At 60.2% G+C, this 21,248-nt stretch carries 16 protein-coding genes; 2 read left to right on the top strand and 14 right to left on the bottom strand.

From position 1 onward, the window contains the following. Nucleotides 1–347 precede the first annotated feature (347 nt). Nucleotides 348–1,250, top strand: a complete 903-nt coding sequence (locus tag AC1DLT_RS25875) for a MurR/RpiR family transcriptional regulator (protein WP_477488655.1) — start codon at nucleotides 348–350, stop codon at nucleotides 1,248–1,250. Nucleotides 1,251–1,271: 21 nt separating this feature from the next. On the opposite strand, the gene AC1DLT_RS25870 is transcribed toward AC1DLT_RS25875, so the two are convergent. The 14 genes from AC1DLT_RS25870 to AC1DLT_RS25805 form a co-directional block, all read right to left on the bottom strand. After that, complete coding sequence (locus AC1DLT_RS25870) at nucleotides 1,272–1,988, bottom strand: aspartate/glutamate racemase family protein (protein WP_477488654.1); 717 nt, start codon at nucleotides 1,986–1,988, stop codon at nucleotides 1,272–1,274. Between the two features lie 29 nt (nucleotides 1,989–2,017). Next, nucleotides 2,018–2,923: an ABC transporter substrate-binding protein gene (locus tag AC1DLT_RS25865; protein WP_477488653.1), complete on the bottom strand. Its 906-nt coding sequence runs from the start codon at nucleotides 2,921–2,923 to the stop codon at nucleotides 2,018–2,020. A 5-nt stretch (nucleotides 2,924–2,928) separates the two neighbouring features. Beyond that, nucleotides 2,929–4,089, bottom strand: a complete 1,161-nt coding sequence (locus tag AC1DLT_RS25860) for an ABC transporter ATP-binding protein (RefSeq protein WP_477488652.1) — start codon at nucleotides 4,087–4,089, stop codon at nucleotides 2,929–2,931. Nucleotides 4,090–4,092: 3 nt separating this feature from the next. Continuing rightward, nucleotides 4,093–4,929 (bottom strand): carbohydrate ABC transporter permease, encoded by an 837-nt coding sequence (locus AC1DLT_RS25855; RefSeq protein ID WP_477488651.1) that lies wholly within the window; start codon nucleotides 4,927–4,929, stop codon nucleotides 4,093–4,095. Further along, on the bottom strand, nucleotides 4,926–5,831 hold the full coding sequence (locus AC1DLT_RS25850; protein ID WP_477482260.1) for a carbohydrate ABC transporter permease: 906 nt from the start codon (nucleotides 5,829–5,831) through the stop codon (nucleotides 4,926–4,928). Before AC1DLT_RS25850 ends, AC1DLT_RS25855 begins: the two co-directional genes overlap by 4 nt. 28 nt (nucleotides 5,832–5,859) lie before the next feature. Next, nucleotides 5,860–7,119 carry an ABC transporter substrate-binding protein gene (locus tag AC1DLT_RS25845; protein ID WP_477488650.1) on the bottom strand — a complete coding sequence of 420 codons (1,260 nt, stop codon included), beginning with the start codon at nucleotides 7,117–7,119 and terminating at the stop codon, nucleotides 5,860–5,862. Between the two features lie 74 nt (nucleotides 7,120–7,193). After that, nucleotides 7,194–8,630, bottom strand: coding sequence for a M24 family metallopeptidase (locus AC1DLT_RS25840; RefSeq protein WP_477488649.1), 1,437 nt, complete (start codon nucleotides 8,628–8,630; stop codon nucleotides 7,194–7,196). A 587-nt stretch (nucleotides 8,631–9,217) separates the two neighbouring features. Further along, nucleotides 9,218–11,185: a Fe(3+)-hydroxamate ABC transporter permease FhuB gene (fhuB, locus tag AC1DLT_RS25835; protein ID WP_477488648.1), complete on the bottom strand. Its 1,968-nt coding sequence runs from the start codon at nucleotides 11,183–11,185 to the stop codon at nucleotides 9,218–9,220. After that, nucleotides 11,182–12,066 carry an ABC transporter substrate-binding protein gene (locus tag AC1DLT_RS25830; protein ID WP_477488647.1) on the bottom strand — a complete coding sequence of 295 codons (885 nt, stop codon included), beginning with the start codon at nucleotides 12,064–12,066 and terminating at the stop codon, nucleotides 11,182–11,184. Before AC1DLT_RS25830 ends, fhuB begins: the two co-directional genes overlap by 4 nt. A gap of 13 nt (nucleotides 12,067–12,079) precedes the next feature. Beyond that, on the bottom strand, nucleotides 12,080–12,892 hold the full coding sequence (locus AC1DLT_RS25825; RefSeq protein ID WP_477488646.1) for an ABC transporter ATP-binding protein: 813 nt from the start codon (nucleotides 12,890–12,892) through the stop codon (nucleotides 12,080–12,082). Nucleotides 12,893–12,943: 51 nt separating this feature from the next. Then, nucleotides 12,944–13,843 carry an alpha/beta hydrolase gene (locus AC1DLT_RS25820; RefSeq protein ID WP_477488645.1) on the bottom strand — a complete coding sequence of 300 codons (900 nt, stop codon included), beginning with the start codon at nucleotides 13,841–13,843 and terminating at the stop codon, nucleotides 12,944–12,946. 20 nt (nucleotides 13,844–13,863) lie between these two features. Continuing rightward, on the bottom strand, nucleotides 13,864–15,984 hold the full coding sequence (locus AC1DLT_RS25815; protein ID WP_477488644.1) for a TonB-dependent siderophore receptor: 2,121 nt from the start codon (nucleotides 15,982–15,984) through the stop codon (nucleotides 13,864–13,866). A gap of 604 nt (nucleotides 15,985–16,588) precedes the next feature. Continuing rightward, a complete protein-coding gene (locus AC1DLT_RS25810) occupies nucleotides 16,589–18,310 on the bottom strand; it encodes a M28 family peptidase (RefSeq protein ID WP_477488643.1) in 1,722 nt (573 codons plus the stop codon). A 177-nt stretch (nucleotides 18,311–18,487) separates the two neighbouring features. Then, nucleotides 18,488–19,288, bottom strand: coding sequence for an IclR family transcriptional regulator (locus AC1DLT_RS25805; protein WP_040124670.1), 801 nt, complete (start codon nucleotides 19,286–19,288; stop codon nucleotides 18,488–18,490). A 285-nt stretch (nucleotides 19,289–19,573) separates the two neighbouring features. Here AC1DLT_RS25805 and AC1DLT_RS25800 point away from each other — a divergent pair, with 285 nt between their 5' ends. After that, nucleotides 19,574–21,226: an ABC transporter substrate-binding protein gene (locus tag AC1DLT_RS25800; RefSeq protein ID WP_477488642.1), complete on the top strand. Its 1,653-nt coding sequence runs from the start codon at nucleotides 19,574–19,576 to the stop codon at nucleotides 21,224–21,226. The last annotated feature ends 22 nt before the right edge of the window (nucleotides 21,227–21,248 follow it).

Raw genomic sequence — 21,248 nt, 5'->3', positions numbered from 1 at the left:
AGCCTCCTGCTCCTTCAGCATACCGATAATCTGCTCTTCCGTAAATCTCTGCTTCTTCATTCGTCCGTCCCTTAACAGGCCGGACTCTAATCCATTCTGGAGGAAATTCTCAGTGGCAGGTCAGACTGGTTTCGAATTCGTCTGGGCAATGGACCAACAGTTCTTAGTCATGTCCATCGTGGGCAAGAGCTTTTCGAGAAGGCGGCCCTATCCCGCTCCAGGATGCGACTGGAGCTCGAACTCTTCAGATTCGTGGGATCAAACAGTTCCCTTACTTCCATCCGCTTGTGCAAGAGGTCTGGACCGGCCTAACGTCCGCTTCATCGCATGCAGACGAAGGGTGCCCCGTGAGTCCGTCCCGCAAATCGACAGCCCAGCAACAGCCGCGCTCCCTCGAGGCACGCATCTACGCGATCTATTCCACGCTCTCGCCCGCCGAAAAGCGGCTCGCCGACATCCTGCTGCAATACCAGATGGACCTGCCGAGCTATACGGCGGGCGAGCTTGCGGAAAAGGCGCAGGTGTCGAAAGCGACCGCGGCACGGCTGATCCGCTCACTCGGTTATGCGACCTATCCCGATGCCAAGCGGCAGATCCGAGCCGACCAGCACTGGGGATCGCCCCGGGCAGGCCTGGAAGACCCCGATCGCGCGCCGTCAGGCAAGGTCACGCTTTCCAGCACGGTCCAGATGGACCTCGACAATATTCGAACCACCGCCGAAAGCCTGTCCGAAACTACGCTGAGCGAGGTAAGCCAGGCGATCGTCGGCGCCCGCCGCTTGTGGATCATGGGCCTTCGCAGCGGTTACGGCCTGGCGCTCCAGGCCGCCCATTATTTCACGCTGATGAAGAGCGACGTGCAGGTGATCCCAGTCGGCGGTGGGAGCTATTCGCACGAGATCGCGTCCATCGCCAAGGGCGACGTGCTGCTCGTCATCGCATTCCGCCGGCGCCCCAGGCTGCTGCCGACGATCATCAAGGAGGCGCGCGCCGCAGGGGCGGTAACTGTGCTGATCACCGATCTCAGCGCCGCGGCAAGCGCCAAGGCCGCCAATCATGTGCTGCGTTGCCGCTGCCAATCACCGTCGCCCTTCAATTCCTTCGTCGCCGCCGTCACCATCATCAATTATCTCGCCTGGAGCGTATCGACGGCGATGGGCGAGGCGAGCCTTGCCCGATTTGAAAAGATCGACCGGCTGGTGAAACTGCTCGACGACGTATCGACCCCCCAGACCAGTATCGGCCGGTAGGCCGCTAAGGCGCGACATTGGTCAGGAAAATTTTTCGAGCACGTGCAGACGCGTCGGCGATGCCCAGACACCGGATTTGGATGTAGTCAGGCCGCACCTGACGAGCGTCTCGGCAAGACCGACGGCCGTCGAGACGCCATCAACCACCGGAATGCCGTGCGCGCGCTGCAGGTCGAGCGCAAATTCCGCCATGCCGGCACAGCCGAGCGAAACGCCCTCGGCACCCAGCTCAATTCCCCGGCGAATACAATCCGAGATCCGCTCGAACGCGCCGCTTTGCGGCTTTTCGAGTTCAAGCACCGGAATGTCGGTCGCAAAGACCCGGCGGCAGCGGTGGCCGAAACCATAGCGGTGGATATTGTCCTCGATGACCGGCGCCGAGCGGGAAAGCGTCGTCACCACGCAGAAGCTGTGCGCGACAAGGCTGACCGCATGGAACGAAGCCTCGCCGATGCCGATCACCGGTTTTGTCGCAATCGCCCTTGCCGCATCCAGCCCGGTATCGTCGAAACATGCGATGATATGGGCGTCGGCGCCATCGCGTTCCGCGGCAACGATTTCCTTCAGCAGGCCGGGCACCGAAAGCGCCCCGTCAAAGGGACCTTCGATCGCTTCCGGCCCGGTTGTGGGCTGCCGGCCGACGATCTCGGTGTCACGGCCGGCAACGGCGCGCGCCGCAGCCGTGATGCGCTGCGTCATCGACGCAGTCGTGTTGGGATTGATGACGGCAATACGCATCGTCTTGGATACTCCAGGGACAAGTTGGGTCAGGCGGCCGTGAAGGCTGCCGTCGGGCGCGTGTCGATAAGATCGCGGTAGGCGATCGGCCCCTCTGTGAGATGACCGTCGGCAATACCCTGCTGCCAGCGGGCATAGGCGTTCGGATCGATCTGCGGCGTCGTCCACATGCCGTTGGCCCGATAGATATTGGCTAGCCCCACAAGCAGGTCCGGCGAGAATTTCGGGAACGTCTTTGCCAGGAAGTCGCGGTATTCCTTGGCATCATGGGCCAGTATCCACGCCATGCCGCGACCGAGCGCCCTGGAGAACCGGGTTTGGGTATCCAGCCGTGCATCGTCGCTCTCACCTTCGGCATAATAGACGCTCCACGGCACGTTGCCACCGGTGATGGGGAGTTCGGCAACGACATGGACGCCGGTCTTCGACGCAAGCGTGACGGCGGACGGGTAATCGATCACCAGATAGTCGCCCATTCCCCCCACGAAGAGATCGGACAGCATCTTGCCGTCGAGATCCTGGACGAAATTGACCGTCAGCGGATCGACACCGTTTTCGCGCAGCAAAAGCTTGGTGAACAGGCCGACGCTGGCGCCATTGCTGCCCTTCATCGAAATCGTTTTGCCAGGCACGGCCTGCCAGTCGAAATCCCCGGGCTGTTCGCGGCCGAGGATGGCCAGGGGCGCGCGGGCCGCGATCTGCGCGAACGGCGTATAACGTTTGCCGCGGCCATGGAACATCGACGGGACCCAGATGCCGCCAAGCGCGGCGTCCGCCATGGCCGAGCCGATGTCGCTGAGCACCAGGTCCCAGGGAGATGGAACGCTTGCGGTGACGCCGAGCCCCTCCTCCTGAAAGAACCCCTGCCAGACCGCGACATATTCGGGAAGATAGTTGAGGCTGTGCCCGGTCGCCGAGACGTGGAAGTTCTGCATGATGTTCACTCCTGGTCCAGGAAAATGCGATCGCCGTTGTCGATGTCGAACCACAGGACATCGTCCGCCTGATAATCCAGCGAACACAGTTCACCGATCTTGATCTTCGGGTTGCCCGAGACCCGGACGAAAACGAGGTCGTGTTCCAGCAATCGCTGGTCCTTGTTCTCCTCGCCGGTCATCAGGCGGCAACCGATCACCGTCTCCGCACCGAGGCGCTCGACGACAGCCACCTGGGCCGGCAGCCGCCCTTCCCCGGCCGGATGAAGGGAAAGTTTTTCGGGCCTGACGCCGAATGTCAGCTCCCGTCTCGTGGGCAACGGCGCTGCGTGATCGACCGCGAGCTTGCCCGAAAGCTTAAGAGCGTTGTTTCTGACCGAAGCCGGGATGAGGTTCATCGGGGGCGACCCCACGAAACGCGCGACAAAGGTGTTGGCGGGATGATCGTAGATCTCGTCCGGCGTATCGACCTGCTGGACGATGCCCTTGTTCATCACGATGATGCGCGTCGCCATGGTCATAGCCTCGACCTGGTCGTGCGTCACGTAGACGAAGGTCTTGCCGACCTTGTGATGCAGAGCCGAGATTTCCGAACGCATCTGCGTGCGCAGCTTGGCATCCAGGTTGGAAAGCGGCTCGTCGAGCAGGTAGAGAGCCGGGTTGCGCACGAGAGCGCGGGCAAGCGCAACGCGCTGCCGCTGCCCGCCCGAGAGGCTCGCCGGGCGTCTGTCGAGCAGAGGCTCGAGCTCGAGCTGGCGGGCGATGCTGAGCGTCCGCTCCGCGATATCCGCCCGCTTCATCAGCCTGTGGCGGGCGACGATGTTGACGATCGGCAGATGATACCACTTGCGAAACGCATCCATGACCAGCGGAAACGCGATATTCTCGCGAACGGTCATATGCGGATAGAGCGCATAGGTCTGGAAGACGAAGGCAACGCCGCGCTGTTTCGGCTCCCAATCGTTGGCGACGGACCCGTCGAACAGCAGGTCCCCGGAGGTAATCTCGCTGAGGCCCGCGATCATGCGCAGGAGCGTCGATTTTCCGCAGCCGGAGGGGCCGAGCAGGACCAGGAATTCGCCGTCATGGATGTCGGCGCTGAAGGCGTCGATCACGGTGTTGTCGCCAAAGGTCTTGGAGACATTTTTGAACGTCAAGGCGGGCATGGATTATCCCTTCACGGCGCCAGTCGTCAAACCGGCTACGATCTTGCGCTGGATAAGAAGAAAAAAGACGATGGCAGGAAGGCTGAACACCAGGGCCGCGCCAAGCACGGCGGACATCGGCGTTTCATACTGGCCGACGAAGGAGGCGAGCCCGACGCTTGCCGGCCACAAGGAATTGTCCATCAGGAAGGTCGAGGCGAACAGGAACTCGTTCCAGYCGGCAAAGAAGGCCACCACGGCCGCCGCCGCGATGCTCGGCATGATCAGCGGCAGAATGATCATGGTGAGCACGCTGAACCGCGGGCAATTGTCGATGATCGCGGACTCCTCGATCTCGTAGGGCACCGCATCCATCGCGCCCTTCAGGACGAAACACGCGACGGGCAGCGAGAAGCCGACATTGGCGAGGATCAGACCCGTCAGGCTGTTCAACAGGCCGAAGGTGATGAACATCGCATAGAGCGGCACCAGGATCAGTGCTTCGGGAACGACCTGGGTCATGAACAGCAGAAAGCCGACCAGGCCACGCCCATGGAACTTGAAACGGCTGAGCGCATAGCCGGCAAGCGCGCCGAGTGTCAGGCTCAGAATGGTGCCGCCTGAGGCAATCAGCAGCGTGTTGAACAGCCAGCGGCCGATCGGAACATTGCCGAGCTCGGTTACCAGATCCGGCAAATGCTGCAGCTGCGGCCAGGCGACCTGGCCGGTTCCGTAAAGCTGGGAATTGAAGTTGAGCGCGGTGGCTGCCATCCAGTAGACCGGGAAGCCGGCGAGCACGACCAGAACTCCGATCAGCGTATATCGCAGCGCCTTCACGGCGAGTTTTCGGGGTGTCATCATCGCGACATCCTCTTCATGCGGCGTTGTTCGGCAGTGTAGTGGACGGCTGCCACCATCAGCGCCAGTGCGAGACCGACCGCGCCGTAAGCGCTGGCCATTCCCAGTTCATGGCCTTCGAACGCGGTCTGGCGGAGCTTGACGACGAGGGTGCTTGTCGAACCGAGCGGGCCGCCCCCGGTCAAAAGGTAGATGATGTCGAAGCGACGAATGGACCAGACGGCAACCAGAAGGGCTGCGAGCTGGATCGAGGGACGGATATGCGGCAGCGTCACTGCTCGGAAGGTGCTGATCCCATCGGCGCCATCGATCCTGGCGGCTTCGCGCACCTCCTGCGGCACCGATTGGAGGGCTGCCAGCACAACCAGCATCACAAATGGTGCGACCTGCCAGACGGTGACGGCAAGAACCGAGCCGAGCGCATAGTCCGTGCTGGTCAGCCACGAGAAACGGCCGATGCCGAGGAGCTCGGTCATGCGATTGAAGACGCCTGACCGTTCGTTATACATCCACAACCAGATCAGCGAGGCCGCCACCCCGGGCACGGCCCAGCCGAACAGCAGGATTGCCCGGACAACTGCGCGCCCCTTGAAGGGACGATCGATGGCAAGTGCGGCCACAACGCCGAGAGCGACGCCGATAAGGACGGTCAGGACCGTATAAACCAAGGTTGCTTTCAGGGAGACATAGAAGGCTGGATCTTCGATCAGCCGTTCATAATTGCCGAGGCCGATGAACCGGCCTCGGTTGGGATTGACGATCCGGGTGTTGGTCAGGCTCATGTACATCTGCCGCGACAGCGGCCAGAACATGAAGACCACCAAATAGATCATGGGCGGAAGGATGAAGGCATAGGGCAACAATTTGACCAGGCCGCTCCTGTTTTTCAGGCCATTCGCGCTCACATCAGTCTCCCTTCTTGATGCGACGGTCTCAGAACTGCTTGTCGATGGCCGACTGAGCCTCGGCGAGCGCCGTCTTCGGATCGGCATTCGCAAGGATGACCTTTTCGACGGCCTGCATCACGAAACGCATGATTTGTGCCGTTTCGACTTCATATCCCTTGATCAGCGTGCTGCGGGAGGTTTCCGCGAGCTTGACGAAGGTCGGCGCCCAAGGGTTGGCCTTGGAGTAGGCGTCGCTGACAGGCACGTCGGTTGCAAGCGCATCCGGACCTGATGCGTCACGCAGAGCCTGCTGGCCAACCGGGCCGACCAGCCACTTGACGAAGGCGATCGCTTCCTTCTGATGCTTGCCGTGCGAGCTCACGCCGACGAAGATCTGCTGATGCGCGCCGCGGTTCTTGAACGGCATCGGAGCGGCATAAAGATCGCCGGACTGAAGGGCGCCGCCGGAGGCGATATTGAGCGTGCCGCCGGAATTGTCGATCGAGAAGGCCGCGTGTTTTTCCTTAAAGCGCGTGCGCTGCGTCGGAAAGCTATCGCCGATTGGCATGATGCCGGCGTCATACGTTTTCTTAAAAGCGGTAACGGCGGCGACGGCTTCCGGAGTATTGATCGTCAGCTTGCCGTTTGCATCGACCCAGTTGACGCCGTAGCCGTAGGCCCAGCTCTGGAAATCCATGAACCAGCCCGAAAAGTCGTTGATCTGGTGGCGGGCGGTAAAGCCGATGACGCCCGGAGTTGCAGCTGATGCAGCCTTGGCGGAGGCGATGAGTTCATCCACCGTCGCCGGCACCTTCGCATTGGCGGCATCGATCAGCGGCTTGTTATAGATCAGGGCGTAAACGGCGCGCTGCCAGGCGACGCCCAGGCGCTTGCCGTCGATCACCCCGTTTTCATTGCTCTTGTTCAGCTTGGCTCCGTCAGCCGCAGCCGAGAGATCGACGAGGAAGCCTGCATCTGCAATCGCGTAGAATAGGCCTTCCTGCATCATCGCTACATCCGGCCCCTGGCCTGCGCCCATTTCCGTCGTCAGCTTGTCGGCGAATTCTGCGGACGGAATGGCTTCCTGTTCGAGCGTGACGTTCGGATTGGTTTCCTGGTATTTGGTGACCGCTGCCCAGAGGTTCTTGCCGCGCAACGCATCAAGCCATTGGGAATTGGCCAGTTTCAGCGTGACCTTCTCGCTCGATTGAGCATGAGTTTCGCCTGCACCGAGCCCGACGGTCAATGCAAGCGCCGCAACAGCTGCCGTAGCCAACAGCTTTCGGCGACGAATCCTATTAAACATGTCTGTTCTCCATCTGGGTTTCTTATTTGGCGGTTTCTTATTGGTAGTTTGGCATTCACGGATCAGGCAGTGCGTCAGGCGTCCGCTTTCACACGATGCACTGCAAGCGGTGTATGGTGGCTGAGGTTTTCGGCCCCCTTATCGGTGACGAGATAGCAGTCGCCGACGTTGCAGCCGGCGACTTCGGGCTCGAGCCATTGCGAGTGGAGGACAAAGGTCATGCCTTCTTCGAGCTTGTCGTGGTTGTTCGATTGGATGTTGTAATTGTTGAACTTCACCATCGAGACGGAATGTCCGACATTGGGATTGTGAGGACCTGATGTCGCCGGATAGACATGCATCAGCTTGCGGCCCTGGCGCTCCCAATCCGGATCGACGACATGCTTGCGCGGGATCAGACGCGGCTTGCCATCGTCTTCGGACACCCAGTTGTAAGGCATTGTCCGGCTGTCATGGGACGAAAGATAGCCGCGGGCGATGTAGGGTTCGAAGGAAGCGTTGGCGAGGTCGGAAATGATCGCGCCAGGCCTGATCAGCGCCGCCGCTTTCTGAACACCTTCGGTGCACATCTGCAGCACCTCTTCCTGCTTGTCGGTAATGTCGCCGACCGCGATCATGCGGGCGATCTGGGCCGTGTAGCCCTGATAGATCACCGCCGAAATATAGAGATTGATGATGTCGCCGTTGCGCACCACGTGGCCGTAGGGCTTGCCGCAATGGGTACCGTATTGGTTGATGCCGATCTGGTAGCCGTCGCCACTTTCCCCGCCTCGCGCCATCTGGGCATAGGTGAAGGCGGCGTAGATTTCATAATCGGTCACTCCCGGCTTTACGACATGGTATGCGGCCTCTATGCCGATACTAGCCAGCTGTGCCGCGGCCCGCACCACCGCTTGCTCATGCTTCGAACGCACCTTCTGCATGCGATCGATGATCGAGCTTGCCTGCACGAACGAACTCTTCGGCAGACGTTTGCCGAGACCGTTCCAGTAACCGGCGGAGGTCGCGTCGCCGATCAGGCCGATCTGAGCCGACCCGAAGCCCTCGCGCTCCAGGAAGGAGCCAACGGCTTCGACGACCTTGTCGACGGTCCTGCCCGGGCGATTATAGGTTTCGCGGCCCCAGGTGCCGACCTGCCAGATGTCTTCGACTAGGACCGCCTCGCCCGCCGGCGGCAGCAGGACGGAACTGCTGAAGATGGAAAACAGCGTCAGCGGCTTGTCTTCGTCGGTCGGGACCACCAGCACGCCTTCGCGTGCCCAGTCGCACATGTAGCGAAGGTACGAGTTGGAAACGCGGTAGGAGCCGATGGAATCCGCATGGACAAGCATGACGTCATGCCCCGCGACGGTCGCCTCGCGCCGAATGCGGCGCAGCCTGTCGACGAATTCGCTTTCCGGGAGCGGACCGACCGGCTCGAACTCGAAACTGGGGCTGAAACCGTCCAACATGCGCTCGAAACGCACATCACCGTGCTGAAAGGGGTGGTTAGGACGAGTTTGGGCGATCATAGGGCGTCTCATTTAGCGGATACTGATGAGACTAGATTATATCTGAAAATTAATTTGCATAGCCCGGCGAATGTTCATTTGTCGAGCGAACTGCTGCAAAAACAGGCATTTGAAAAAATGGCGCAGATTCCCGCTCGAAATGATTCAACCGGGAACGTTGGATGCGTTCCATTTCTCATTGGTAATCGGGAAGTTAAACGACCTTCTGGCTTGAGACGAGGGCAAAAAAAGCACCTCTACTCATGGAAAATCGGCACCCGCGGTTGGTACGGGCGCCTATAGTTTGGCCACGCGCCAGATCGCTTTCCGCGTAAGCAAGACAGGGAGTGTGAAAAAAAAGTTTCTCTTACCTGAGTGGCCCCTAGGTAGCAGCAGTCAAGGTCAGGATAAAATTCACGATGCGCCAGCACTCATATAGCTGTAGGTCTTGAACGGAACCGAACCGTAGACCCGATAGATTAAGCACCAGGGGGTTCACCTCTACCAAGTCGATTGGCGGGACTTTTCCCGGAAGCCCGACCGCCTTAGATGGCTCGCCGACAAGTCCGTTAAAAGGCTTGCGCGCCCGCCGATCGCGGGAAATAGTTCTAGCGCCTCCTGCTCAACAAAAACATCAAGCAAGGAGCGCCTATGAGGGCTGACACGAGCCCGGCCGGGATCTGGTAGGGCGCTACGATGGTACGGCCGACGAAATCTGCCGCAACCATGAGTCCGCCGCCGATCAGCGCAGCGCCGATCATCTGTGGAAGGGCGCGCGTCAAGCCGGCCTCCCGCGCAAGATGTGGCCCCATGAGTCCCACGAAGGATAGCGGGCCAACCGTCAACGTTGCGGCTGCGGTCATAAATCCAGAAAGCCCAAACAGCGCCAGCCTTGATCTGGCCAACGGTATGCCGACCGCAGCCGAAGGGGCTGGTCCGAGCGGCAGGATGTCGAGCCAACGGCGCGCTGCCAGAGCAACGGCAATCAGTGCGGCTCCTATTGCTGCTTCCGCCGTGGCTATCGTGCCGTCGACCAGATAGGTCGAGCCGCTCATCCATCGCATGAGCAGAACTGCCCTTGGATCTCCCGTCGAACTTAGGACGCCGACAATTGCATCGACCATCGCACTGAGCGCGATGCCGGCCAACAAGACCCGTTCCGGGGCGAAGGTGGAGCGCCGTGAACTCAGAAGAATGACGGTGAGAACCGAGATGGCGCCGCCGACCGCAAAGGCAAACTGGCCGGAAAACCCCGGTGCGATGGCAAAAAGCGCGATAGCAACGCCGAAGGTAGCGCCGGCGCTGATCCCGAGAACTTCGGGGCTTGCCATCTCGTTGCCGGTCAATCTCTGGAGGATCGAACCCGCGACGGCAAGCATCGCGCCGGATGCGAGCGCAGCAAAGACCTTGGGCGCGCGGATCGCAAGGATCTCATCGAGGAATTCGCCGGAAAGGACAGTCCAGCCGCCGCCAGGCCCACGTCCGACAAAAAGGCCGGCAGTCACGAGAACCAGAACACTTACGGCAGCAATGGCGACGGGGACTTTTGTGTTCCATGTGGGCGGGTGCCGCCGCGCCGCCGGCTGCTGCATCCTGTGCCGGATCTTCAATCGCGGCAGTAGCGCCAGGAGCAGCGGCGAACCGAAGATGGCAGTGACTGCACCAGTTGGCAGAAAATCGCCAAAGCCGCCCGCAGCGAGTTGGAGCACGGAGTCGGCAAGAAAGAGCAGTCCCGCGCCGATCAACGGAGACCAGAAGATCAACTGGACCGGCCGACGCGCTCCGGAGAGCCGCGCAAGCGTCGGTGCGACCAGCCCGATGAAGCCTATGACGCCGACAGCACTGGTGACGAAGGCGGCAAGCGCCACCGCACAGGCGACGACCACGATGCGAAGGCGAGCGAGCCTCACTCCGAGCGCGGCCGAACTGCTCTCCCCCAGATCGAGCAGCGACAGCGGCCTGATCACCAGCGCGCAGATGATGGCGACGGTGCCTACCTTCCAGACGAGCGACTGGGGAATGACCCAGCTCTGCTGCGCCAACGAACCAGCACCCCAGATGAACAGGCTCGCCAGGTAGCGCTGGTTCAGGTAGGTCAGGATAGCCGACAGGCCCCCACACCAGAGGCTCAGCACAAGGCCCGAGAGGACAAGCGAATAGGGTGAGAAGCCGCGTCGCGCGCCAAAGCCAACGACGATCGCAGCGGCGGCACTGCTCCCGAGAAGAGCGACAATGTCGCGGCCGGCCCCAAGCAGGCTGGGAATAAAAAGCGAGACGACAACCAGTGCGAGATTGGCTCCGGCTGACACGCCGAGCGTCGTCGGATCGGCCAGCGGGTTTCGTAGGACCTGCTGGAACAAGGCACCGGACAATGCGAGCGCGGCACCGGCAACCAATGCCGTGGCTAGCCGTGGCAACGTCGAATAATAGAGCATCATGCGCTGGATGTCGGTGCCCTGCCCGGCCGATCCTGAGAGCACCGGTCCTGCGAGAAGCCAGAATGCCATGCAACCGGCGCAGAGCAGGACGAAAGATACGAGCGCCGGCCCGAGATTTTCGCGGCGAATTGTCTTCATGCGTCTTGTTCCAGAACGTCGGTCACCAGGCCGGCGAAACGCATAGCCTCGTTGACCATGCCGAACATCAGTGCCGGCGGAACCACTGACAGGTGGCCCGGCCGGGAAAACGGGAGCGCCTGCCACAATGGACTGTCGACGAGCTTCGGCAACACGTCGGGCGGAACGGGGTCGAAGGCGATCAGCCGGGCGTCCGGATCGGTGATAACGGACAATTCTTCGATGCCAATAGTCTCAAAGCCCCAATAGTTCGATTGCCGCGTCCAGGCATTACGTACGCCAATACGCTCGAGCGCATTGTGAAACAGGCCAGGGGCTGAATAGACGCGAGCGTGGCGGGCATCCATAAAGCTCACCAGCACAACTGGCGGAACAGTCCGGCCGGCAAGCCGTCGGCGGCATCTGTCAAAGAATGCGTCCGATCGCGCCAGGAAAAGCTCCGCCTCGCTTTCACGGCCGAGTTCGGCAGCCAGTTTGCGCGTCGCTACCATTGCCGCCGGGAGGATCGGGCCAGTGTCGGGCGTGAAGATCTCAAGCCGCAAAATCTTCGCAATCGGCTGGAGCCTGGGCAAAAGCTCGTCGAGATAAGGCGTCGTCAGAATAATGTCCGGCTTCAGCTGTATCAGGACCTCGAAATCGACTTCATTAGAACTCCCGATATCGACGACCGATTGCGGCATCGCGGGCTCGACGACCCATTTGCCCCAGTCGGCAAGGTCGGATATTCCGACTGGAGGCAATCCAAGCGACAGGAGCGTGGACGACAGCCCGTAGTCGAGGCTGACCACCCGTTGCCTGGCGACTTCGGCCCACAATGGTTTCGGCATCGACACGGCTGCGGCCGCGGCATAGTGCAGAAGTGAACGCCTTGAAATCTTCATCCCCGAACAGGTCTCAGCGGGCATAGGCAAGCGGATGCAAAAGGTGCGGAACCGAAATCACATCCATATCGATCCCGTAAATGGCGTGGAGCGTCTCAGGCACTACAATTTCGTCCGGCGTGCCGCTTGCGACGACCCGTCCGCCTTTCAGCGCATGGATCCGATCGCAAAAGCGTGCGGCCATGTTGATATCATGTAGAACAATCACGATGCTCCGGCCGCCTTCGCGGGCCAGCCGCTGCACGAGAGACAGCACTTCGATCTGGTGCGCGATATCCAGCGCCGCGGTCGGCTCGTCGAGCAGCAGGCACCGGGCGTCCTGAGCGATCAGCATGGCGATCCACGCACGCTGCCGCTCCCCACCGGATAGTGTGCCTACAACACGATCGGCAAAGGTCTCGATATGCGTGGCGGCTATGGCGGCCTCGACTTTTGCCTTGTCGGCATCGGAGAAACGGCCAAGCGCGCCGTGCCACGGATAGCGCCCGCAACCGACGAGTTCGCGGATCGTCATGTCTGAGCCTGTACCCAAATCCTGCGGCAAATAGGCAACCGACCGTGCAAAGTCACGGCCGTGATAATGCGCGAGGTTGCGGCCACCGTAAGCGACCGATCCGGCGGTCGGTGTGAGTTGCCGTGCCAGAATTTTCAAGAGACTGGATTTCCCGGAACCATTGTGGCCGACCAGGGCCACTACCTCTCCTGCTGGGAAATCGAGACTAAGGTCTGACAGGATCGTGTTCCCGTCGATGGAAAGACCGACCTTGTCGACAGCAAAAGCATCCGTCGTTTCGGGAGCGTCCTGCGCTAGCTGAGCCGAGACCACGTTACCTCCTAAGCCAATACTGAAATGTCGCGCCAACAGCGCAGGTGTCTGTCACACATCTTTGTCCGCCACTTCGAAAGCGATGCCCACTGCGCGATTGACGGCTGGTCCGAGGACGGACATGTGGGTCTGCCCTGCAAAAAGCTCGAACTGTGTGCGAATGCCGTCCTCGGGACGGTTCAGTCGCTCTGCCATTTCCTGCGCCAACGCAACCGTCTGCTCGGTTTTCCTCTTCTCCAGACGAGAGGCTGCATCTTCGTTTCGGTACTGGAAAGGAGCAAGTTCATCCCCCTCGTACTCACCGGCCGACAGATGCAGGAAGGCCGCGTGACCCGCCACGCTCTGGCGGCGCACCTCATTGTTCAGGATTTCACTGCCTTCCCAATAAATGGTCGGACTGGCAGCGATCCAGTTGGCAAAAAGGACTGGACGTTCAAAAAGGGCGTAGAGAGTGAAAAGACCGCCGAAAGAATGCCCGAAAAGCGATCGCCGCGTCGCATCGAGCCGCACCATTTCGGAAAGCCGCGGAAGCAGTTGTGTCTCGATCAAGTCGAGCAATTCGCCCGTCCCGCCGATGCGGACGGCAGGGCCACCGTCAAAATAGGGCGGATAGGATTTGATCGGCGGAGGCCCCAGGTCCCACGCCCTGCGGAGTGCGTTATAGGGTTCGTCAGAGGGGTAGCCAATCGCCGCGATAACGCCCCAACCGACGTTGGTTCCGGTCGGGTAAGGCGCTTGGGTTACCAGGCTGGCGACGGCAAAGGGAAAGGTTGCATTCCCGTCGGTCAGGACCAGAAGCGGCCATCCCTCGGCGGGAGATTCGCCGGCGGGAATATAGAGGAAGATGCGATAGGGCTCGCCGCCCGCCTTTGGTGCCAGGTCAAAATAAACAGTTCCGGGCAACGCGTAAGGTTTTTCAGTCACGCTCAACTCGCTGAGTTTTTTTGCCATGGCGCCAGCAGACCCACCTGCTACCACTTATACTTCAGCGATCCGAGAACCGTGCGGCCTTGGCCGAAGTAGCAATAGCCGCCGTTGCAGACCTGCTCTTCGCGGTTGGCGAGGTTTGTCGCACTGACGGAGAGTGAAAGACCTTTCAGGTCCGGATTTTTTGCACCGAAGTCATAGGAAATTGCAGCGTCCAAATACACGACTCCTGCGTTCTTGCCGGTGTTGGCGTCGCTGGTGAAAGATTCGCTTGTTGCGCGGATGCCACCGCCGACGCTGAGGCCGTCGATCACGGTATCTTCAGACGCTGCATAGTTGACCCACAGCGATGCGACGTGCCGGGGTGTCGTCGTTGGCGTGTTGCCGATAATGGAGCTGTCGAGATTGTCCGTGATTTCCCCGTGAGTGTAAGTGTAGGCGGCGATCAGGCTGATGCCGTTGTCGAAAGTCTTTCGACCTTCAACCTCGAAGCCCGTGAACGTATTCTCACCCGAGTTTTCATAGATAGGGACGAGGATCGGCGTGCCGGCATATTGCGGCTTGCCGGTTTCGACCAAACGATAAACCGCCGTGCTAAGTGAGAAGTTTTCGCCATCCGGCTGATACTTGATGCCGACTTCGATCTGACGGCCTTCGGTTGGCTCCAGCACGGCCCCTGAGGCAGAGAGCTCGGTCGAAGGGACGAAGGAGGTTCCGTAGCTCACATAGGGAGCGATCCCGTTGTCAAAGAGATAGAGAAGGCCGACCTGACCGGACAGAGCTCCGTCTTCCCTCTCGTCGCTTGTGCCAGCGACCTTATCTGTGGTGGTCTGATCCAGCCAATCGTAGCGCAAGCCGCCGACGAAGCGCCAGTTTCCGATCTCTGCCTGTTCCTGCGCATAAAGCCCCGTCTGACGCAGGTCGTTGCCAGTGAAGCCCGTCAGCGCTGGCGTTGGTGCGTTACCAACGTTGCCTGGCAATGTGGACCCGTAGCCGAAGGCAAAATCCGAGTTTACGGCAGTGTAATCCAGTCCCGCGAGAATGGTATGGGACACATTGCCTGTTTCGAACTTGGCTTGGAGCTGGTTGTCGATCTGGTAGGCACGCATCTTGTCCGTAACCGCTGCGGTCGACCAGGGATCGGCCGGAGCGCTGAACATTGTCATCCGGTTGAGATAACGTGCCTTGAGGTCCAGATCGCTCACGCGTGCGTTCTGCCGGAAGGTCAGGCCGTTGCCAAAGTCATGTTCGAGTTTGTAGCCCAGCTGATACTGCCGAATTTTCTGATAATCGTAATCCGGGTCGCTGACGAGATAGATCTGGCCGTCGTTTTTGAAAGTCCAGGCGCTGGCTGCGGTTTCGGTATCCTGGGCCAGGCCGTAGATGGTGATTTTGGTGCTGTCGGTCGGCTCCCAGGTAAAAGACGGCTGCAGCAGGTAACGGTCGTCCTGAATATCGTAGTTAGTCTCCCCTTCCCGGACGAGACCTACGACACGGTAAAACGCATCGTTGCTCTGGCCGATCGGTCCGCCGAAATCGAAAGCGGCCTGCTTGCGGCCAACCGTCCCGTATTGGAGTTCGACTTCATGGTGAGCTTCCTGCAGCGGCAGTTTGGAAATCTTGTTGACGATACCGGCTGCGCTCGCCGCGCCGTACATAACAGACACTGGTCCCTTCAACACCTCCACACGGTCGAGCGTATATATTTCGGTTGTGAATGTTCCGTAGGTCATCACCGGTTGGCGCAGACCGTCGCGAAAATCACCGCTTACGGTGGTCTCGATGCCACGGATGTAAATCTGATCGAAGCGCGGGTCATAACCGAAGCCACCGGTACTCACGCCGGAGCTGTGCCGGGTTGCCTGGATTATATCGGTGACGGCACGCTGCTCCATCTCCTTGCGTGTGATCACGGAAACGGAGCGCGGCGTCTCGACGAGCGGCGTGTCGGTCTTCAAGGCGGAAACCGAACGCTCGGGAACGATGGTGTCGTTGTCTTCACTGATTGTTTGAGCGCCGGAGCCTCTTAAGATTATGGGTTCGAGCGTAGTCGCGTCCTGCGCAACTGCCCCAATAGGCATGATGGCTGCAGCCACGGCGCCAACGAATACGGTGGAGCCGAGAAGATGGCGGCGGGCACAAAACCGATTGAAAAATAACGTCATTGCCCGATCCCTTCGGCTGCAAACTGGGTGGTGATCCTGACAGATCACGGATGTGAGGGAGCAGCGAGAGAAGGTCGCTGGGCGAGATGGTTCGCCGAGCGCAGCTATAAAAGCTGATTCTTCGTCGATCAATCAAATATGAGTCTTATACTCATCTTATTGAGGGGAAGGTCGCAAAATTGCAACGGACAATGGCCGACGCGAACCGGAAAGTGCTGGCCGTAACCTCTACATCCAACAGCTCTGCCAAACCCTCCCCTTGCACCGCCTTCGCAGGGCGGATTTCCAGCGCTGACGGTGAAATGCGCTAGGAGGGATCTAGCTGCTTTGAACGGATTGGGACCGTCGCCCATCATCTCCAGTGAAATGATGCCTTTCGATTTTTCTCGATTTTCCCGATCCTTATGACCGATTTCGGCAGAGCCTGCCCTCGGCGCTCATCCCGATCCCGGGCCGCTTGCCCAACGGGAGGACGACAACGACCGATGGGTAAAAACGAGAAGCGGAAGATAAAACTACAGGGACAAAAGGGAGCGGTTAGGGATGAACTGACCCCATAAAGTTGGACATCAACTTTATGGGGTTTTTGACTAGGTGTTGGCGATCAGGCAGCGCGAACCAACTGTTCTGCCTGACGCAGCGCCGAGATCACGCGGTTCTGGCCACGCACGAGTTGGGTCTTGGCAAAACCGAGTTTCTCAGGGCCGAGCTTGTCGAGATCGGCTGCCGTCGAGATGGCCGGCAGTTCCGGGATCGGCAGGGCCGGGTCGTGGCGGAATCGCTGCTCGCGGGTGTAGTTCAGCGGCACCAGGATGCGGGCGAGCCTTTGGATCACGTGGTTGGCGCTCTTCGCTTCGATCTTGCCGCTGTCGATCCCGGCGTAGAATGCGGCAAGTGCTTCAGCCAAGGACTCGACGGCCCGGCGACTCGGCGAAAGGTCGAAGCGGTCGCCGGCCTTCTTTTGGTAGGTGTCGACCGTGTGGAGGAACTCTCGTGCCGTCGCACGCCAGTCGAAGGGCAGGATCTTTGCATTGGCATTGCGCAGCACGGCCAGCAGATAGACCTTGATGTCGCGCAGCATGATGTCCTTATCGGCGATCTCAAGCGTGTCGTTTTCGGTGTGCCAGGCGATGTTGGCGCCACAGCCGCCGACCGTGTAGTAGCCCTTCTCCTCGCGGTCGCGTTCCGTCATGGTCGAAGAGAGCATCAGGTAGCTCGAAAGCCCGATATTGTTGAAGGAATAGTCGCCGGCGCGGTGCGGGCGTTCGGCTTCGGCTTTCTTGCCGGCCACTTCCTCGATGACGTCGGAGAGGAAAGCTTCCGTTTCGGTCATCATGCAGAGATTGATGAATTCCGTCGCCCAGCGGCAGCCGGGGCTGTCGCAATTGACCGAGGCGACGCAGTTTTCGTCGAGGTCGAGCGCGAAATTGTCCGAGAACCAGGTTGAGCCTGCATAACGGCCGGTCGAGTGTCCCGGCCACCAGCAGATGCGGATCGAGCGCTTCAGCTTGTCTCGGTTGGCCCAGAGAACGCGGGCTATTTCGAGCATCGTTGCGTCGCCGGTGGCATTGTCGCCAACACCGACATCCCAGCTGTCGAGATGGCCGTGCAGGAAGACGTATTTGTCCGGCTCCTCGGTGCCCTTGATGAACACTTCCGGCAGCTTCGACTTGAACCAGCCTTCTTCCATGTCCGCAAAGATGGTGACCTCCGTGCCGGTCTTGGCAAATTCGATCAGCGCATCGCCGCTCTCGCGGTTGACGGCAACGGCCGGGATCGATGGCTTGCGCGGCAGGTCGTCAAGGTCAGGCGTGCCCCAGACGGTAGTGCAGGTGCCCCAATGAATGTCGACACCCGGATTGATGGCGATGACGCCGATCGCGCCGAGTTCCGTGAACTGCGAAACGAGACCCGGATTGGCAAAGCCTTCCGAGAGAACCACCTTTCCGCGGACCCGGGCAGCGAGTTCCCCGGTGCCGTCGACGGTCTTTTCGAACATGGTCGAGATCGCCTTCGGCTGCAGACTGGCGATATAAACGATCTCGCCCTTCACGCCCTTCGATGCGTCCAACGAATAGGATGGCGGCTTGGCGCGGAAGGTCTTATCCCCCGCTTCGACGCGGGCGAGGCCCGGCAGACTGAGGAAGAGGTCGGCCTCATGCATCTTGACTTCGACACCGTGCTTGGCGAGCCGCGCGGCAACCTCGTCCATGGCGCGGTTCACATCGGTCGGATGCTCGCGCTTGTAGGTCGCAAAGCTCTCCACCAGAGCCCAGGGTTCATCCAGCGTCACCGCTCCCAGAACGGCAGATTCGATCTCGTTCATATCCGGCACTCCCCAATTTGTTTTATCTAGTGAAACGATGTTTCACAAAACTTGAAAACGCTAACAGAGGTTGAGGGACCCCGCAAGCGGCTTCGAAGGGCTAGAAATCGCACTGACAAAACGGGCGCCGAAGCGCCCGCGAATTTCCGGATGATTGGAGACAGGTTCTATCGGGCCTCAAGCCCTTGATTTCACGAGGCCGTTTTCGCCAGGGCCGTGGATCGAAAGTCGCTCGGATATTTCCGCTGCGGCGTCGAGGGCGGCCTTCAAATGGCTTTCGCGCCGCTCCTCGTCGAAACGGGCGACAGCGCCAGCGACCGAGATCGAGGCGATGATGGTGCCGTCGGCGCCGGTGATCGGGACGGCGACGGAGAAGGCGCCTTCATCGAGATCGTTGAGCACGATATTGTAGCCGTTGGCGCGGATGCGTTCGAGTGCCTGGCGCAGTTTCGCCCGGTCGGTGATTGTGTAGGGCGTGAAGGCTTCGAGCGGCTGGGAAAGTACCGCATCGATGACCGAGGGATCGGCGTAAGCCAGCAGAAGCAGCGAACCACCGCCCGCATGCAATGGGCCATTGCGTCCCGCCTGGGCAAAAAGCCGGATCGAATGGCGGCCGGCGCGGGTCGCCAGAACGTAGGTCTTCAGGCCTTCGCGCACGACAAGGTTGACGTTCTCGGATGTCTGGTCGCGGAGCGCATCCATGACCGGCCGGGCGGCGTAAAGCAGGGCGCCGTCCTTGCCAAGGCGTTCGCCGAGTACGCCGATGCGGTAGCCGAGCGAGAATTCGGCACGCTCCGGATCGCGCGATACGAACCCGCGCTCCTCCAGCGTGTGCAGCAGGCGGAAGACCAGCGATTTGGTCATCCCCAGCGATTTTGCAAGCGACGTCACGCCCTGGTCCGGACGATCGGCAAGGGCTTCGAGAAGGGCGAGCGCCCGGTCCACGGCCGCGATCTTGTAGTCTTTTGGTTCGGTCATCGGATGGTCTCCTCCGGCATGTGATTTGGATTGCTTGAAGCTTCTTGCAATCTTCTTGGAATGTGTTTTACTCGCCATCAATGCGAAACGATGTTTCACACAATAAAACATTGAGAGCCGGGTTGCAAACCCTTCGAAGGCGCTCGTGAATTTATTCTGTGGATTGAGTGTCGGCATTGAACGCGCGGGAAACGTGTTCGAAGGCCGATTTCGGATTTGCGATGCGGAGGGAGAAAACCCTTTGCCAACAAAGAGAATAGTCAAGCTATTCAGAGGAGAACGATCATGAAGTCCGTTTTGAGAAGTGCATTTGCAGCTCTTGTGGTAACGGCCATCGCTCTGCCCGCCTGGGCCGGCGATCCGATCCGCAAGATCACCATCCTGTCCCGTCCGCAGGCCGGCCAGCAGGCGGAATTCCAGTCCGTCCAGCTGATTGCCCAGGAATGGCGCAAGCTCGGCCTTGACGTCGAAGTCCGGGCGATCCCTTGGGAGCAGATGTCCGACGAAGTCTGGTACAAGCGCGACCAGTGGGACTCGACTGCCTGGCAGATGGTCGGCCGGCCTGAGCGCTCCGATCCGGACGAGCTCATCTTCAACCTCTTTCATTCTTCTACCGCCAAGGATGGCTACAACTTCGCGGGCTACCTGAACAAAGACTACGATGCGACCGCCGAAGCCCAGCGCGGCGAGATCGATCCGGCCAAGCGCAAGGCGCTGGTCTTCAAGGCGCAGGAGATCCTCTCCAAGGATCAGCCCTACATGATGCTCGTGCATCCGAAATCGACCTTCGCTTTCGACAAGACCGTCTGGAAGCCGGAATCGGTCGTCAACCAGAGCGGCATCGGCATCCGCAACACCTGGACCTTCCTCGGCATCGAGCCGGCGGGCGCCAAGAAGGACCTGATCATCAACTCGTCCGACAATATCAAGGCGATCAACCCGCTCTATATCTCGGGTAGCGTCGACAGCTGGATCACCGAACTCGTCTGGGACCGCCTGCTGCGCGTCGGTCCGGACGGCCTGCCGAAGGCGTGGGCCGCCGAGAGTTTCACCTGGAAGGACGGCACCACGGTCGACGTGAAGCTGAAGTCCGGCATGAAATGGCATGACGGCAAGCCGGTCACCCCGGAAGACGTCAAGTTCTCGTTCGAAGCGGCAGTCGGCGGCGAAGCCCCGATGTACAAGCCTTTCGCGACGAATATCGATGCGATCACCATCAACGGCGACGTCATCACCTTCAAGCTGAAGAAGCCGGCCGCCTCCTTCGTCACCTCCAGCCTTGCCAAGGTCAACCTGATCCCGAAGCATATCTGGGAGCCGATCCTCAAGGATCTCGCCACCAAGCCGGAGACTGCGGAAAGCTATCAGGAGCAGATGCCGATCGGCTCCGGCCCGTTCAGGTTCTCCAGCTGGGCGAAGAACGAGTCCGTCACGCTTGCCGCCAACAAGGATCACTTCGCCGCGCCGAAGGTCGATCGCTGGATCCTGCGTATCGTACCGAATGCAGAAGCTGCACTCGGCATGCTGCGCTCGGGTGAAATCAACTTCATGGGCGAGTTCACCGGCGATCCGCAGGTGCTGATCGACGCCGCCAAGAAGGACGGCGACCTGGAAGTCGTTTCCACCGTTGACATGGGCTTCCGTTACATCGCCTTCAACGAACGTCGCCCCCCTTTCAACGACCCGGCCTTCCGTCGCGCGCTTTCCGAAGCGGTCGACCGCCAGCTGATCGTCAAGGCTGCCTACAAGAGCTTCGCTGTCGGTTCCAACTCGATCGTCTCCCCGGCGCTCGAATTCTGGCATGACAAGTCGGTCGTCGATGGCTTCAAGACCGGTCAGGCCGTTGCGGCCAAGACCTTGAAGGATGCCGGCTATACGCTGGACGGCGGCAAGCTGCGCTATCCCGGTGACGCCAAGGAAACCATCGCCGCCAAGTAATCTTCACGGAGGCGGTGGATTT

The sequence above is a fragment of the Neorhizobium sp. 05N33 genome (assembly GCF_056397445.1).
Note: the sequence above shows the minus strand (reverse complement) of the source record. Positions and strands in the feature narration are given on the sequence as shown.

Coding starts and splice junctions, on each gene's coding strand:
- AC1DLT_RS25870 (WP_477488654.1), bottom strand. CDS start 1,988: ATGCGTATTGCCGTCATCAATCCCAACACGACTGCGTCGATGACGCAG.
- AC1DLT_RS25865 (WP_477488653.1), bottom strand. CDS start 2,923: ATGCAGAACTTCCACGTCTCGGCGACCGGGCACAGCCTCAACTATCTT.
- AC1DLT_RS25860 (WP_477488652.1), bottom strand. CDS start 4,089: ATGCCCGCCTTGACGTTCAAAAATGTCTCCAAGACCTTTGGCGACAAC.
- AC1DLT_RS25845 (WP_477488650.1), bottom strand. CDS start 7,119: ATGTTTAATAGGATTCGTCGCCGAAAGCTGTTGGCTACGGCAGCTGTT.
- AC1DLT_RS25840 (WP_477488649.1), bottom strand. CDS start 8,630: ATGATCGCCCAAACTCGTCCTAACCACCCCTTTCAGCACGGTGATGTG.
- fhuB (WP_477488648.1), bottom strand. CDS start 11,185: ATGAAGACAATTCGCCGCGAAAATCTCGGGCCGGCGCTCGTATCTTTC.
- AC1DLT_RS25830 (WP_477488647.1), bottom strand. CDS start 12,066: ATGAAGATTTCAAGGCGTTCACTTCTGCACTATGCCGCGGCCGCAGCC.
- AC1DLT_RS25820 (WP_477488645.1), bottom strand. CDS start 13,843: ATGGCAAAAAAACTCAGCGAGTTGAGCGTGACTGAAAAACCTTACGCG.
- AC1DLT_RS25815 (WP_477488644.1), bottom strand. CDS start 15,984: ATGACGTTATTTTTCAATCGGTTTTGTGCCCGCCGCCATCTTCTCGGC.
- AC1DLT_RS25810 (WP_477488643.1), bottom strand. CDS start 18,310: ATGAACGAGATCGAATCTGCCGTTCTGGGAGCGGTGACGCTGGATGAA.
- AC1DLT_RS25805 (WP_040124670.1), bottom strand. CDS start 19,288: ATGACCGAACCAAAAGACTACAAGATCGCGGCCGTGGACCGGGCGCTC.
- AC1DLT_RS25800 (WP_477488642.1), top strand. CDS start 19,574: ATGAAGTCCGTTTTGAGAAGTGCATTTGCAGCTCTTGTGGTAACGGCC.